Annotated in this window: 12 protein-coding genes; 8 read left to right on the top strand and 4 right to left on the bottom strand. The window is 45.7% G+C overall.

Annotated features, from left to right (window positions below; all coding sequences use genetic code 11):
- Positions 1 to 7: 7 nt before the first annotated feature.
- A complete protein-coding gene (locus R7190_RS05825; RefSeq protein ID WP_047008677.1) occupies positions 8 to 1,009 on the bottom strand; it encodes a 4-hydroxyproline epimerase in 1,002 nt (333 codons plus the stop codon).
- A 109-nt stretch (positions 1,010 to 1,118) separates the two neighbouring features.
- Here R7190_RS05825 and R7190_RS05830 point away from each other — a divergent pair, with 109 nt between their 5' ends.
- The 7 genes from R7190_RS05830 to R7190_RS05860 all read left to right on the top strand — a co-directional run bounded on the left by R7190_RS05830 (position 1,119) and on the right by R7190_RS05860 (position 8,927).
- Entirely contained in the window at positions 1,119 to 2,375 is a 1,257-nt protein-coding gene (locus tag R7190_RS05830) for an NAD(P)/FAD-dependent oxidoreductase (RefSeq protein WP_104975267.1), read from the top strand.
- A 123-nt stretch (positions 2,376 to 2,498) separates the two neighbouring features.
- Positions 2,499 to 3,572, top strand: a complete 1,074-nt coding sequence (locus R7190_RS05835; protein WP_017820893.1) for a polyamine ABC transporter substrate-binding protein — start codon at positions 2,499 to 2,501, stop codon at positions 3,570 to 3,572.
- Positions 3,573 to 3,658: 86 nt separating this feature from the next.
- A complete protein-coding gene (locus tag R7190_RS05840) occupies positions 3,659 to 4,633 on the top strand; it encodes an ornithine cyclodeaminase family protein (protein WP_005377853.1) in 975 nt (324 codons plus the stop codon).
- Between the two features lie 56 nt (positions 4,634 to 4,689).
- The gene (locus R7190_RS05845) at positions 4,690 to 5,604 is read left to right on the top strand and encodes a dihydrodipicolinate synthase family protein (protein ID WP_005377851.1); all 915 of its coding nucleotides are present in this window, start codon (positions 4,690 to 4,692) and stop codon (positions 5,602 to 5,604) included.
- A 73-nt stretch (positions 5,605 to 5,677) separates the two neighbouring features.
- Positions 5,678 to 6,799, top strand: a complete 1,122-nt coding sequence (locus tag R7190_RS05850) for an ABC transporter ATP-binding protein (RefSeq protein WP_005377849.1) — start codon at positions 5,678 to 5,680, stop codon at positions 6,797 to 6,799.
- Complete coding sequence (locus tag R7190_RS05855) at positions 6,796 to 8,076, top strand: ABC transporter permease (RefSeq protein ID WP_186584313.1); 1,281 nt, start codon at positions 6,796 to 6,798, stop codon at positions 8,074 to 8,076. Before R7190_RS05850 ends, R7190_RS05855 begins: the two co-directional genes overlap by 4 nt.
- Before the next feature lie 2 nt (positions 8,077 to 8,078).
- Positions 8,079 to 8,927: an ABC transporter permease gene (locus R7190_RS05860; protein ID WP_104975268.1), complete on the top strand. Its 849-nt coding sequence runs from the start codon at positions 8,079 to 8,081 to the stop codon at positions 8,925 to 8,927.
- A 120-nt stretch (positions 8,928 to 9,047) separates the two neighbouring features.
- Here the strand turns inward: R7190_RS05860 and R7190_RS05865 are convergent, their stop codons facing one another.
- Positions 9,048 to 9,482, bottom strand: coding sequence for a hypothetical protein (locus R7190_RS05865; protein WP_042521922.1), 435 nt, complete (start codon positions 9,480 to 9,482; stop codon positions 9,048 to 9,050).
- Between the two features lie 302 nt (positions 9,483 to 9,784).
- Here R7190_RS05865 and R7190_RS05870 point away from each other — a divergent pair, with 302 nt between their 5' ends.
- Positions 9,785 to 12,229, top strand: a complete 2,445-nt coding sequence (locus tag R7190_RS05870) for a collagenase (protein ID WP_017820899.1) — start codon at positions 9,785 to 9,787, stop codon at positions 12,227 to 12,229.
- Between the two features lie 160 nt (positions 12,230 to 12,389).
- Here the strand turns inward: R7190_RS05870 and R7190_RS05875 are convergent, their stop codons facing one another.
- Complete coding sequence (locus R7190_RS05875) at positions 12,390 to 14,186, bottom strand: aminopeptidase P family protein (protein ID WP_017633962.1); 1,797 nt, start codon at positions 14,184 to 14,186, stop codon at positions 12,390 to 12,392.
- Positions 14,186 to 15,178 (bottom strand): ABC transporter ATP-binding protein, encoded by a 993-nt coding sequence (locus R7190_RS05880; RefSeq protein ID WP_158173840.1) that lies wholly within the window; start codon positions 15,176 to 15,178, stop codon positions 14,186 to 14,188. The genes R7190_RS05875 and R7190_RS05880 overlap by 1 nt, the downstream gene beginning before the upstream one ends.
- Positions 15,179 to 15,184 lie beyond the last annotated feature (6 nt).

A 15,184-nucleotide genomic window follows, 5' to 3' on the forward strand; every position in this document is an offset into this window, starting at 1 on the left:
ATCCTTATTACTTCACTTCAAATCCGTACGCATATGGGTCTTCATCGTCTACCCATATCGTGTTGTGACCGTATACTTGTGCCCATCCTTCAATGCTTGGCAAAATAGCGGCTTTGCCATTCACTTCGGTAATGCCTTCTATACGTCCTTGAAATAGGCTGCCGATGATACTTTCGTGAACAAAGTCTTCTCCTTGATTGAGTTTGCCTCTTGCATGCCATTGCGCCATGCGTGCACTAGTACCCGTACCACATGGCGAGCGATCCAACGCTTTGTCGCCGTAAAACACAGCATTTCGAGCGGTAGCGTTTTCTTGAGTGGGCTCTCCGGTCCATAGCACGTGAGAAACACCGCACACTGTTGGATCTTCTGGATGTACGCACTCAACCGCTCGAGATACCGCTTCGCGAACTTTTGGAGAAAGCATCAAAATTTCATCTGGAGAGTAGTGTTCAAGTCCGGCGTAGTTTTCTTGAGGATCGACGATTACGTAATAGTTTCCGCCATAAGCAACATCGACAGTGAGCTCACCTAAGCCCTCTATGTCCACGGTTACGTCTTGGTGGGCAAGGTAAGCCGGTACGTTAAATATCTTTACCGACGTGACCTTGTCACCTTTTGTTTGGTAGTGCACTTCGATTTGTCCTGCTGGGACATCAAGTATCAAACGACCTTCTTTTTGGGGAGTGATAAGGCGATTTTCGATAGCGGTGGTGACGGTTCCAATGGTGCCGTGGCCACACATTGGTAAGCAGCCACTGGTTTCAATAAACAGAATAGAAGCGTCTGCGTTATCACTGCAAGGAGGCAAGACAACTGACCCCGACATCATTGAGTGTCCGCGAGGTTCAAACATGAGTGCCTGACGAATCCAATCATAATGCTCAAGAAAGTATTGGCGCTTTTCGCTCATGGTATTGCCTTCGAGTGGAGGCACACCGCCTGCTACCAGCCTAACTGGGTTGCCGCAGGTGTGGGCATCAATACAGAAAAAAGTTCCTTGTCTCATTTTTCGCTCCTTGCTGAAAAAATGGTTGAATTAAACAATAGTGATGTTAACGTAATGTAAAATATATTGTATACAATCTACGTTTTCAAGTGTGACTCGGAGCATATTTATGTTGGTCAAGGATGAAACAAAAAAGGAAAGGATCGCCGTGATAGGTGCGGGGATTATTGGCTTATCAATTGGATTGAAGTTGCAGCAGCAAGGTTATCAAGTCACAATTTTTGATCCCAATGGCGTGGGGAATGGATGCTCTAAGGGAAATGCAGGTCATATCGCGACTGAGCAAATCTTCCCTCTTGCAACGCCAGCGCTGCTTCCACAATTACCTAAAATGCTGCTAGATCCCAAAAGTCCGGTTTCGATCCGTTGGCAAGATATTCCAAGCACTATCGGGTGGATGATTCGTTTTCTATTACAAACAAAGCCATCAGCCGCGGAGCAGGCAAAAAACGCGATTAAAACTCTTAACGAGCGGTCAGTGGCAAGTTGGCGTGGCGTGCTTGATTCAATCGGAAAAGCGCATCTAATAAAAATGAATGGTTCATTGCTCACTTTTGAAAACGAGAAACTGTTTAAAGACTACCAAAGTACGCTTAACTCACTGGCCAAAAACGGTGTGGCGTATCAAGTTTGGACGCAAGAGGCGATTCGAAAGCGGATACCTGATCTCAGCCATAAGGTTCGTGTCGGCGTCTTTTTTCCCGATACAGGACATACGCTAGACCCTTATCAGATCTGTGTTGAGCTAAGTGAAGCTTTTGAAGCTCTTGGCGGTAAGATTTTACAAAAAGGTGTATCTGCGTTGGAGAAAAATGGTGATGTGTTGGTTGAGTCTCAAACACATTCATTTGACCGAATCATTGTTGCCGCTGGTGTACATTCTAAGCCTTTGATATGGCAGCTAACCGGAGTCAAAGTGCCTATGCAAGCCGAGCGTGGTTATCACCTAATGGTGGATGACAAGCGTGATGTACTGCCATTTCCTATTAGCTCTGCCGATAGAAAATTCATCATGACTCCGATGTCTGGCGGGCTACGCTTGGCAGGCACTGTTGAGTATGCCGATGTAGAATCACCACCCAATATGAAACGTTCAGAAATGCTTTTTCAGTTAGGTGATGAGATGTTTGAATCGGAGTTAAATCCACTCAAGCAAGGAGAAAAGTGGATGGGTAATCGGCCTTCAACAGTCGACTCGTTACCGGTTATTGATAGCATTTGGGATGGAAATGTATTACTGGCATTTGGCCACCAACACCTTGGATTAACTCAAGCGGCGATTACGGCAGATCTCCTTTTAGAGCTTATCGAAGGAAAGCCGACATCGATTGATCTATCACCTTTTTCATTACAACGATTCGCCTGAAAAATTTAATATTAAATATTGTATAAAATATATTAAATGCTAATGTTAACTTAATTTTAACAAAAATGGTGTCCAACAGCCGTACTCGGATGCCTCCAGAAAAACAACCAAAAGGAGTAAAACATGTCACGAATGACCAAAGCACCATTGGCGCTGTTGATTTCAGGAATGCTGTTGGGGGCCTCTGCTTATGCTGAAGACAAATTGACGGTCGTATCTTGGGGTGGTGCATTCACCAAGAGCCAAGTGGAGGCATATCATAAGCCTTTCATTAAAAAAACAGGTGTTGAGATCGTATCCGAGGATTTCAGCGGCGGATTAGCTGAAATTAAAGCACAGGTGGAAGCGAACAACGTGCGCTGGGATTTGGTTTCTCTCGACAAGCCAGACATTGTTCGTGGTTGCGCCGAAGGGTTACTAGAACCAGTGAACCCAAGTATTTTGCCTCCGGGCGCAGATGGAACACCAGCACAAGAGGATTTTATTGATGGTGCGATTCACGAGTGCGCAATCAATACCATCGTAGTGTCCACTGTATTAGCGGTGAACGAAGACGCGTTTAAAGGTAAGGCTTTGCCAAGCAAGTTGACCGATCTTTTTGACCTAAAAACTTTTCCAGGTCGACGTGCATTGCAAAAACAACCTCAGGGCAATCTTGAGTGGGCACTATTGGCTGATGGTGTAAAGCCAGAAGAGGTCTACAGCCTGCTCGAAACCGAAGCGGGGCGTGAGCGTGCTTTTGCTAAGTTGGATACGATCAAATCAGAAGTACTGTGGTGGACAACAGGTGCCCAGCCACCTCAAATGCTTGCAGACAAAGAAGTGGTGATCGCCTCGGCGTTTAACGGCCGAATCCACAATGCCCGTAAAGATGAGGGTCAACCATTTCGGATTATATGGGACCGTCAAATGGGTTACATGAATGGATGGGCGATACCTAAAGGGAGTGAGAACACAAAGCTTGCATTGGACTTCATTGCTTTTTCTTCAGGAACAAAACCATTAGCTGATCAAGCTAAGTACGTTGCCTATGGGCCTACGCGTAAGTCGTCTTCGGCGGAGGTGAACCCAGACATTTTAGCGAACCTTCCTACCGCACCTCAAAACTTCCAAACCGCCTTCCTGATTAACGATGAATGGTGGTCAGACTACGCGGATGAACTCAATGAAGAGTTCAATACCTGGCTGCTTAACTAGGCGTTAATTTGTGTATGGGGTCGAGTTTTCATCCATAAGCGAGGTTCCGTACTTTCCTCAACTGTATTTATGTTTTCGGAGAAATGATGAAAGTCATCGAAGCACAGCAAGTCGCGCAATGTTTAACAATGAAGTCTCTTATTGAAACGATGCGTGAAATGTACTCGCGGCCAGCAACAATACCTCAACGCCGAGTCATGCCCTTAGAAGAGGGAGAATACGAGGCGTTTGCGCTACTTCCAGCTTGGAACCAGGAGTTGATTGCGGTGAAAGCCTTTACGTATTTCCCGCATAACCCTGAGCAAGGCAAAGATACGCTTGCATCTAAGCTGCTTGTTTTTAGACGAAACGATGGTGAGCCGCTCGCACTCGTGGACGGTAAAGTTTTAACGTTTTGGCGCACCGCCGCAGCTTCTGCGTTGGCAGCGGACTATTTGGCGCGTCCCGATGCTGATCGTCTGTTGATCTGCGGAACGGGCAATCTTGCGCCTTATTTTGCGTGGGCATACGCTGCGGTTCGCCCACTTAAGCAGGTTTATATTTGGGGGCGTAACTCAGATAAAGCCGAGGCGACGGTAGATGCCATTGTGTCATCTTCAGAGTATCAGTCGCTTCCTGATGAGCGTCGGTTTCGCGTTTCAGTCGTAGAAAAAGTGGACCACGTTATCAAACACGTTGACATCATCAGCTGTATTACTGCATCAGCAGAGCCTTTGTTTAATGGCGCAGACGTGCAGCCGGGCACCCATATTGATTTGGTCGGTAATCATGACTTGGACAAGCGTGAATGTGACTCCGAAGCAGTGCAACGAGCACAGGTGTATGTTGATAGCCGTATTAATGTATTAGCCGAAGCGGGCGATCTTCTCATTCCAATTCAAGAGGGCGTATTCACGTCAGACGATATCAAAGGGGAATTACCGCAGCTTTGCGCCCAACAAATCTCAGGACGTCAAAACGATGAGGTCATTACTTTATACAAATCAGTTGGCAGTGCTTTGGCTGATTTGGCCGCTGTAAAGGCGGTGTTGTTAGAAAATGGCATAGATAGCCATGTCTGAGCATTTTCGCTCGTTCATTTAAATTGCATACAATATACATATAAGGAAAGTAGTTCATGAAAATTGATTGGAAAGGTGTTTATCCGGCGGTCAGTACGCAATTTCGTCAAGATCAGTCAATTGACTTAGACGCAACGCAAACCGTTATAGACAACCAGATTAAAGATGGTGTGAATGGCATTATCTGCTTGGGTACTGTCGGTGAGAACTGCGCGTTGTACCCGGAGGAGAAACGCCAGGTTTTGCAAGCGGCAAAAGAAGTCGTAAATGGCCGTGTGCCTTTGATTGCTGGTACAGCAGAGTCTATTACCACAGCAGCTGTTGATTACATGCAGGATGCGTACAAAATTGGTATCGATGGTTGTATGGTGATGCCTGCCATGGTTTACCGCACGTCTGAGAGCGAAACGTTCGAATATTACCGCACGCTAGCAGAAGCAACGCCAGAAATGCCAATCATGATTTACAACAACCCGGTTGCTTATGGTGTCGATGTAAACCTCGATATCATGGCGAAACTGGCTGAGTTTGAAAGTATTGTAGCTATCAAAGAGTCGACCACTGATACTCGTCGTATCACCGAGCTTTACAATAAATTTGATGACCGCTTTACCGTGTTCAGTGGTGTTGATGACATCGCTCTTGAATCATTGATGCTAGGTGCGACCGGCTGGATTTCTGGTTTAACCAACGCATTCCCAGAAGAGTCCGTTGCGATTTATAAACTGGCAAGCCAAGGTCGTTATGCTGAAGCGTTAGAGATCTACCGTTGGTTCTTACCCCTACTGCGTTTAGACACCATTCCTACGCTGGTTCAGTGCATAAAATTGGCCGAGCAAGTCTGCGGACGTGGCTCTGAACAAGTTCGTGCGCCACGCCAACTCTTACAAGGTGAAGAGCGTCAACAAGTCATTCAAATGGTTGAACATGCGTTAGAAACCCGCTTAGACCTATCCAAATACAATCTGTAATTGTGCTGTTTAGTAGAGCGTTAACTGACGCTCTACTCATTCGTAATATTCAAAAAATGAGAAGAGGGAAGTCATGAGCACGGAAAACAAGGACTATGTCAGCTTTCAACACGTTAAGAAAACCTACGATGGCACGAATTTGGTGGTGAAAGACTTCAACTTAGATATTACTCCTGGAGAGTTCGTTACTATGTTGGGGCCGTCAGGATCGGGCAAGACCACTTGCTTGATGATGCTAGCAGGCTTTGAAACTGCGACCGGTGGAGACATTTATATCGATGGCGTTCCTGTCAATCATCTCGCGCCGCACAAGCGCGATATTGGTATGGTGTTTCAAAACTATGCGTTGTTTCCACATATGACCATTGCTGAGAATCTTGCGTTTCCTTTAAAGGTGCGAAAACTCGACAGTGACACGATTCAAAGCAAAGTTCAGAGTGTATTAGAAATGGTCGAGCTTGAGCATGTTGCGACTCGATACCCGAAGCAGTTATCAGGTGGTCAACAACAGCGTGTTGCGTTAGCGCGAGCATTAGTGTTTGAGCCTAAACTCGTGTTGATGGATGAACCACTAGGCGCGTTAGATAAGCAGCTGCGTGAGCAAATGCAGATGGAAATTAAACATTTGCATGAAAAGCTTGGCATTACCATTTTGTATGTGACGCACGATCAAGACGAAGCTCTCACTATGTCCGACCGTATTGCGGTTTTTAATCACGGCGAAGTGCAACAACTCGCGACACCAACCGAGCTTTATGAATCTCCGAGTAATACGTTTGTTGCGCAGTTTATCGGAGAAAACAACCAACTCTCAGGTTTAGTCAAAGAGTGGAACGGAAAGTATTGCCAAGTGCTCGTTGGGAAAGAGTTATTTACTGCGAAACCTGTCAGAGTCTCTGAGCAAGGGCAGAGAACAACACTTTCCATTCGACCAGAAAAGATTGTTATTCAACCAGAGAAAGCGTCTTGTGAGAACCAAGTCTCGGGCGTCCTACGAGAATTGATTTATCACGGTGATCATTATCGTCTGGTCGTCGAAGTAGAGAGCGTTGGTCACTTCATCGTTAAAGTACCTAACGATAATCGTAAACACTTGCAGTTAACGCCTGGCTCAATTTGTCGTATTGGTTGGCAAAGTGACGATTGCCATGCTCTTGATGGGACACAAACTCAAAGTAGCGAGGTAGCAGCATGAGTCGAGAGCTAACCGCATTAGATTCTGTACTGGAAATCGAACGCCAAGTTCATGAGCAAGAAACCAATCTGAAAGCGCAGCTGCAAAAGGCAGAGCGCCGAAAAAAGCTTCGCTCCATTATGCTCACAACGCCATTGGTGTGTTTTATTCTGCTTACGTTTGCTTTTCCTATCCTCGACATGCTTTTTCGAAGCGTGGATAACCGAGAAATATCCCAGTCACTCCCACAAACTATTCAAGCTTTAGAAAGTTGGGATTATCAAGGTCAGCCTCATCAAGAAGTCATTGAGGCATTCTCTGTTGAGGTACTTGCGCTTTATCAAAGCAAAGAGCTACCGAAAATAGCCAACCGGATGAATATTGAAGAGTCTGGTATGCGCAGTTTACTCATGAAAACCGGCAGAAAGTTGTCTCGGTTGACGTCGCTGCCGATCTCGGTGACACAGCTAGCTAAGCTGGATAAGCGTTGGGCTAATCCTAAATATTGGGCGGCGTTTAAGAATCTTAGTGGCGCATTAACATTCAGTCATTATCTTGCAGCGCTAGACTTGCAAGTGAATGAGTTTGGAGACATTGAGCCCCAACCAGAAAAACGCCAAATATACGTCGACCTTTTCTTTAAAACTTTTTGGATGTCTATCTCAATCACCTTAATTTGTTTGGTGATGGCGTACCCCGTTGCTTACCTGCTTGCCAATTTACCTGATAAGCGCGCGAACTTACTTTTAATTATTGTGCTGCTGCCATTTTGGACATCATTATTAGTCAGAACCACGTCTTGGATTGTTCTGCTGCAAAACCAAGGGGTCATTAATGATCTCCTTATTTGGTCGGGTTTTACTTCTGAGCGAATTCAGATGATTCACAATACCTTCGGAACGGTGGTGTCTATGGTTCACATTCTGTTGCCGTTTATGATCCTGCCTCTGTATAGTGTAATGAAAGGAATTAGCCCAACTTATTTCCGTGCCGCTCGTTCTCTAGGCGCGACGCCTTTCATTGCGTTCATGAAAATTTATATGCCGCTTACGTTACCTGGGATAGGTGCGGGGGCCTTGCTCACTTTCATTCTTTCTATTGGTTTCTACATTACGCCCGCTTTGGTTGGTGGAAGAAGCGGACAGATGATCTCCAATATGATTGCCTATCATATGCAGACATCACTGAACTGGGGGATGGCTGGCGCATTGGGTGGACTGCTTTTGTTCGTTGTACTGGTTCTGTTTTATATGTTCAACCGTGTGATTGGCATTAACAACCTTAAGGTAGGGGGATAACCATGGCATTACCAAACTATGCATCAAAAGTAGAGCGAGTTGCTTACGCAGGTTACTTAGCTTTTTGTGGGGGGGTGCTGTTCTTTTTAATCGCTCCAATTCTGACCATCATCCCGTTATCGTTTAATGCAACGCCTTACTTTACTTTTACCGAGGGGATGTTAAACCTTGACTCTGCAGCGTATTCTACTCGCTGGTATCAAGAAATGTTTACTAGTGATCAGTGGCTGTTGGCGCTGAAAAATAGCACGTTCATTGCTTTTATGGCGACACTCGTTGCAACAGGGCTGGGAACTCTGGCGGCGTTGGGTTTAGCAAGTAGTAACTTGCCTTTTCGCAATACGATTATGGCGCTGTTGATCTCGCCCATGATCGTACCAGTCATTATCTCTGCTGCTGCGATGTACTTTTTCTACACACGCCTTGGCTTATCACAAACTTATTTAGGCGTCATTTTGGCACACGCTGCGTTAGGTACGCCTTTTGTCGTCATTACCGTTACTGCGACGTTAAGCGGCTTTGACCATAGCTTGGTAAAAGCGGCGGCTAGCTTAGGAGCAAACCCTGTTTATACTTTCAGACACATTACCTTTCCTCTGATTCGTCCGGGGATGATTTCTGGCGGCTTGTTTGCTTTTGGCACTTCGTTCGACGAGGTTGTGGTGGCGTTATTCCTGACTGGGGCAGAACAAAAAACCGTTCCTAGGCAGATGTGGTCAGGAATTCGAGAGCAAATCAGTCCGACTATATTGGCGGTCGCTACGTTGCTGATTTTTATGTCGGTGTGTTTGCTCGTGACTTTAGAAGTTCTACGTAGGCGTAATGTACGCATTCGAGGCATTCAAGAATAACCAAACTTTTTCTTTGTTGCTCGCTACGCACTTTTGTTTAGGTGCTCCTCAATTTTTGACCAAATGCGCCTCATTGTAGGCGCTTGTCTTTTGTGTTTATCATCAGCGATGACTGACATGTCACTCCTGTAGATTAATGCCAGCCTGCTCGAAACGTGCCAAAGGCGACTTGTTTGATCGCTGATACCAACTAGCTGGCATGTTTGGTTTAAGTCGGGCTTTCTCTTCCTTGCTAATCACAACATAGTGCAAAAACGCATTAAGTGTGGTTACCATCACGTTAAACGTCATTTCCCCATCTTTGCTGATGGATTTCAATAACCCAACGACGGTTTCCTCAGAGACTAACGGTTCAACCACCGCCTTTTTTCGCTCTTTTATTGATGTTGAAGCGGGCAGTCTTGCACGTGCCGTCTCCCAACAAACTTTGTTGGTTTTACTGACAAGGTTGTGCTTGTAGCAGTAGTAACTGAATAAAAAGCGTGGCAGGTTTTGCCAGCGTTCGGCTTGGACTTCTAACCAAAGATGTTGTAGCTCAATATCAGCGTCGGTCATAGGAGTTGTTTAGCAAAAAGAAAAGAAACCATTTTATCGCTTTTGTGAGGAGCAATAAAAGATATTTGAATGGAAAGATAAACAACTAGTTGATCAATATTACTAAAGCAAATCGATTTCTGGCAAGCTCGTGCAACGGCAACTCGAGTACCAAAAACTGACACCGTCACGTTCAGTTGTTAACAAAATGTTTCATCTTGTCTTGCGAGTAGATTATATGGAGATGCTCTTGCAGTAATAAGGGCAGTGGCGATGCAAAAGACGTAATGCATTTAAGGAAAACTCAATATAGAAGAAATTAGATGGAACTGAAGACTTTGAGTGTCGCGATTGCGACAACATTAACCAGCACTGGCGTATTTGCGTTAAGCGAGCCAGTTTCTCAAGTTACAGAGCAACATGCACATTCGGCTCATACACACGGTGTTGAATCCAATCGAGTTGAATACCAACCAACCGCAACTCTCCCTATTCAGCCCTCCAAGGCAACTCGAGTACAGTCACTTGAAAGCCTTGATGAGTCGAGCACTGCTTGTGATTTGGAAGCATTGGTTACCGAAAGCAGTAACCAATTGATCAGCGAAATTTTAAGTCAGGGCGCGACGTGCGTGAACCAGTTATTCTCTGCTGAAAGTCGGATTCAGGAGTCGGTATTTAGCTCCGATCATATGTACAACATTGCGAAGCGCACTACGACATTGGCGAAGGGGTATACAGGTGGCGGGAGCGATGAACTCGAAACGTTTTTCTTATACTTGCGCGCGGGTTATTACGCCGAGTTTTACAATGACAACATCTCATTTATTGAATGGGTTACCCCAGCGGTGAAAGAATCCGTGGATGCGTTTGTTAATAACGCAAACTTCTATGAGAACAGCGACCGTCACGGCAAAGTGCTTAGTGAAGTCATCATCACTATGGATAGTGCGGGCTTGCAGCACGCGTACTTACCGCAAGTGACCCAGTGGCTTACACGTTGGAATGATCAATACGCCCAGCACTGGTATATGCGCAATGCAGTTAACGGTGTTTTCACTATTTTGTTTGGTGGGCAGTGGAACGAGCAATTTGTGCAAATAATTGGCAACCAAACGGACCTTGCCAAAGCTTTAGGCGATTTTGCTCTGAGGGCATCATCAATCGGTGCTGAAGATGAGTTCATGGCCGCGAATGCGGGGCGAGAGCTCGGGCGTTTAACCAAGTATACGGGTAACGCGAGTTCTGTTGTGAAGAGTCAGCTGAGTCGAATCTTTGAACAGTATGAAATGTATGGTCGGGGTGACGCGGTTTGGCTTGCGGCGGCGGACACTGCCTCATATTACGCAGATTGTAGTGAGTTCGGAATTTGTAATTTCGAAACTGAGCTAAAAGGCTTAGTGCTATCGCAAACTTATACTTGTAGTCCAACAATTCGAATATTGTCCCAGAATATGACGCAAGAGCAACACGCGGCCGCATGTTCTAAAATGGGTTACGAAGAGGGTTACTTTCATCAGTCATTAGAAACTGGTGAACAGCCAGTAAAAGATGACCACAATACTCAGCTCCAAGTCAATATCTTCGATTCAAGCACCGATTATGGTAAGTACGCAGGGCCAATTTTCGATATTAGTACTGACAATGGCGGTATGTACTTGGAAGGCGATCCTTCCCAGCCGGGGAATATTCCCAACTTTATTGCTTATGAAGCCTCTTATGCGAACGCGGATCACTTTGTCTGGAACTTAGAGCACGAATACGTGCATTACTTAGATGGTCGATTTGATCTCTATGGAGGGTTTAGTCATCCAACTGAAAAAATAGTGTGGTGGAGTGAAGGCATTGCAGAGTATGTCGCTCAAGAAAATGACAACCAAGCAGCACTTGAGACGATTTTAGACGGCTCGACATATACCTTAAGTGAGATTTTCGAGACTACTTATGATGGGTTTGATGTCGATCGAATTTATCGTTGGGGGTACTTAGCTGTACGTTTTATGTTTGAAAATCATAAAGATGACGTAAACCAAATGCTGGTGGAAACACGCCAAGGGAATTGGAGCAATTACAAAGCAACGATCACCCAATGGGCGAATTTATATCAAAGTGAGTTTGAGCAGTGGCAGCAAGCCCTTGTCTCAAATGGTGCACCTAATGCAGTCATAACCGCAAACAACAAGGGGAAAGTCGGTGAAAGCATTACATTTAGCAGTGAAAACAGTACAGACCCAAACGGGAAGATCGTCAGCGTCTTATGGGACTTCGGTGATGGCTCGACAAGTACACAAACCAAGCCGACGCACCAATATGGGAGTGAAGGGGAGTATTCGGTCAGTCTAAGTGTGACAGACAGTGAAGGCTTGACGGCAACCGCCACTCATAGTGTTGTTATCTCAACGTTGGGCGGTAATGACACATTGCCACAAGACTGCGCGGTGCAAAGTAAAGTAAGCGGTGGGCGCCTAACAGCAGGAGAGCCTGTTTGCTTGGCAAATCAACAAACCATTTGGCTGAGCGTGCCAGCGGTGAATGAGAGCTCAAATCTGGCGATAACGACGGGGAACGGTATGGGCAACCTAAAGCTTGAATACAGTAACTCTGGTTGGCCGGATGGTGCTAATCTTCACGGGTGGTCAGATAATATTGGTAATGGAGAGTGTATTACGTTGTCAAATCAGAGTAACTACTGGGGCTACGTTAAAGTCTCTGGTGACTTTGAGAATGCCGCCATCGTCGTTGATTTTGATGCTCAGAAGTGTCGTCAGTAGGGCATTTTAACTGCATCATTTTAATTTAATTGATCGCCTCGCTAACATTGCGGGGCGTTTTTGTTTTTCACGCCGTTATCTCTATAAAAAAACCAGCCCGAAGGCTGGCAAACAAGGAGTTTGAGATGAAAATGAAAACGTTATAAAGCTTGCTGATATCCTATTTCTCAATAAGTTGGGTTGTGCGTTGAAGCCAGTTTTTATCTTGCGTATCAAGAAAAGGGCTAAGTGCTTGATAGACTCGTGAATGGTAATGATTGAGCCAGTCTAGCTCTGCTTGATCTAGCATTGATAAATCAAGGGCGTTGGTCGCAATTGGAGCAAGAGTGATGGTCTCAAAACCGTAAAACGTGCCGAACTCATTTTGTTCTACTTCTACAACTTTAAGAATGTTCTCTATTCTTACCCCGTACTCACCTTCGCGATAAACGCCTGGCTCATTAGTAATGACCATACCCGGTTTTAGTTCAACCTCGTGGTGGCTTTGCGAGAAATTTTGTGGGCCTTCGTGAACATTCAAGCAAATGCCCACGCCGTGTCCAGTGCCGCACTTGTAATCAATACCATGTTGCCATAAGACGCCACGCGCCATGATATCAAGATTGGCACCCGTAGAGCCTTTCATGAATCGAGTCTGAGTCAGTCGGATGACCGCTTTGAGCACCAAGGTATAATCTTTGCGCTGCTTAATGGTCGGTGACCCGAAGTGGAAAGTACGGGTGATGTCTGTTGTCCCGCCAAGGTATTGGCCACCAGAATCGACGAGAAAGAAGTTGCTTTCATTGACTGCCGCATTGCTTTCTTCATCGGCGGCATAATGCATTTTTGCCCCGTGAGCTGCGAAGCCTGCGATAGTGCGGAAACTGTCACTCACATAATGTCGGGTTTGACGGCGATAGTGATTCAGTTGTGCCTCAGCAGACAATTCTGTAACGAGTCCGCTTGGAACTTGCTCTTCGAGCCAGTTCATAAACCTTACGATTGCCACACCATCATCTGTTAATGCCTGTTCTAGGCTAGTTAGCTCGGTCGCATTTTTTATGGCCTTCATTGCCGTTACAGGGCAAGCCATTGGCTTTAGATTCACATTCCCTTCAATCGAACTCACCAATAAGCTGTCTGTGTGGGTCGGGTTAAAAGCGAGCGATAATCCCTCACATTGCTGATTCAAATACTGACTTACGTAGTTGTAATGGCGAATGTGTACACTCTGATCGGTCAGCGCTCTTTCAACGTCTTGAGGCAGTTTGGCTTTATCAATAAACAGTGTCGCAAGTGATTGCTCTACGACTAGATAGGCTTCAGAAACTGGGCAGTAATTCGTATCACCACCTCGAATATTCATTGTCCACATGACATCATCTAGCGTTGACACTAATAAGCTATCTACTTGGTTCTCGGTTAACCAAGAACGGATTCTCGCTAACTTATTTTCAGTGTCAACGCCAGCAAAAGCGGTGGGGTGCTCGAATACGGGTGCACTTGGGCGAGGTGGTCTTTCAAGCCAAATCGGTGTGAGTAAATCCAGGTCGAGAATGATCTTAATGTTTTTCGCTTCAAAGGTTTGTTTGAGGCCTTGATAAAAAGCGTAACTGATGGCGCGCCCGTCAACCGCGATAATACTGTTTTCTGGTAGCGTGGTAGCCAGCCATTTGGCAACTGTCGGCGTTTCTGGTTGTTTGGCTTTAAACAGTTCAAGTCCTGTGCCGTGTAACTGTTCTTCAGCTTGAATATAGTAACGACCATCAGTCCACAGGCCACCACCTTGTTGGGTAATGACGACATCGCCTGCTGAGCCGGTAAAACCTGAAATCCAGCTTCGCGCTAACCAATGATCCGCTGAGTATTCACTGTTATGTGGGTCATTGTTGGTCACGATATATGCAGACACGTTGTGAAAGGACATTGCCTCACGCAATAACGTAAGGCGTTGGTTTACTGAGTTAGTATTGTTCATTAAATGGTTCCTAAAGTCATATTTGAGCAATAGATATGATGCTGCTCCGAGCCTGTTTTTATTGGGTTCTGTTGCCCGCATACTTCTGTTGCTTCTGGGCATCGAGTACGAAAAACGCAACCGCTCGGTGGATTAAGTGGAGAAGGAAGGTCGCCGGGCAATAGTTGTATTTCACGGTCACGTGCTAATTGCGGATTAGCTATCGGGACAGCAGATAACAGTGCTTTGGTGTAGGGGTGTTGTGCATCATCAAATACTTGATCGTAACGTCCTACTTCCATAGGTTTACCAAGATACATCACCATAACGCGGTCGCTGATATGGCGCACCACGCTTAAGTCATGCGCAATCATCACCAGTGTTAACCCCATTTCTTGTTTAAGATCATCTAGAAGATTGATGACCTGAGCTTGTATGGAGACATCTAGTGCACTAACGGGTTCATCACACACGACCAAATCTGGATTGAGAATTAACGCTCTAGCAATGCCCACACGCTGGCATTGACCTCCGGAAAATTCATGTGGATAGCGGTTTCGCTGGCTCGCCAAGAGACCCACTTTATCCATCATAGCGATGACACGCTTTTCTACCTCAGCCCGTTTAAGTTGCGGCTCATGGGTGAGCAGTGGTTCGGCGATGCATTCTGAGATGGTTAACCTCGGATTCAAACAAGCGGATGGGTCTTGAAACACCATCTGAAATTCTCTACGTCGAGAGGAAAGCTCTTTCTTACTAAACCCGAGCATGTCTTGACCTTTCCAAGTCAACTCGCCATGTGTAGGTTCAATTAAGCGAAGTAAGGCGCGTGCAAGTGTTGATTTTCCGCAGCCTGATTCCCCCACAATGCCAAGTGTCTCACCTCGGTAAACATCTAAGTCGATACCATTGACCGCTTTCACGATTTTACGTCGACTTGGAATAAGGTGACGCGACACAGGAAAGTGGACGTTTAAATCACGAGCAGACATGAGGACTTCTTTTTTATTCATAACGCC

It is taken from the genome of Vibrio sp. 1078-1 (genome assembly GCF_033340475.1).

Excerpts from the sequence above, each read along its gene's own strand:
- R7190_RS05825 (WP_047008677.1), bottom strand. The coding sequence starts at position 1,009 with ATGAGACAAGGAACTTTTTTCTGTATTGATGCCCACACCTGCGGCAAC.
- R7190_RS05830 (WP_104975267.1), top strand. The coding sequence starts at position 1,119 with ATGTTGGTCAAGGATGAAACAAAAAAGGAAAGGATCGCCGTGATAGGT.
- R7190_RS05835 (WP_017820893.1), top strand. The coding sequence starts at position 2,499 with ATGTCACGAATGACCAAAGCACCATTGGCGCTGTTGATTTCAGGAATG.
- R7190_RS05840 (WP_005377853.1), top strand. The coding sequence starts at position 3,659 with ATGAAAGTCATCGAAGCACAGCAAGTCGCGCAATGTTTAACAATGAAG.
- R7190_RS05845 (WP_005377851.1), top strand. The coding sequence starts at position 4,690 with ATGAAAATTGATTGGAAAGGTGTTTATCCGGCGGTCAGTACGCAATTT.
- R7190_RS05850 (WP_005377849.1), top strand. The coding sequence starts at position 5,678 with ATGAGCACGGAAAACAAGGACTATGTCAGCTTTCAACACGTTAAGAAA.
- R7190_RS05855 (WP_186584313.1), top strand. The coding sequence starts at position 6,796 with ATGAGTCGAGAGCTAACCGCATTAGATTCTGTACTGGAAATCGAACGC.
- R7190_RS05860 (WP_104975268.1), top strand. The coding sequence starts at position 8,079 with ATGGCATTACCAAACTATGCATCAAAAGTAGAGCGAGTTGCTTACGCA.
- R7190_RS05865 (WP_042521922.1), bottom strand. The coding sequence starts at position 9,482 with ATGACCGACGCTGATATTGAGCTACAACATCTTTGGTTAGAAGTCCAA.
- R7190_RS05870 (WP_017820899.1), top strand. The coding sequence starts at position 9,785 with ATGGAACTGAAGACTTTGAGTGTCGCGATTGCGACAACATTAACCAGC.
- R7190_RS05875 (WP_017633962.1), bottom strand. The coding sequence starts at position 14,186 with ATGAACAATACTAACTCAGTAAACCAACGCCTTACGTTATTGCGTGAG.
- R7190_RS05880 (WP_158173840.1), bottom strand. The coding sequence starts at position 15,178 with ATGAATAAAAAAGAAGTCCTCATGTCTGCTCGTGATTTAAACGTCCAC.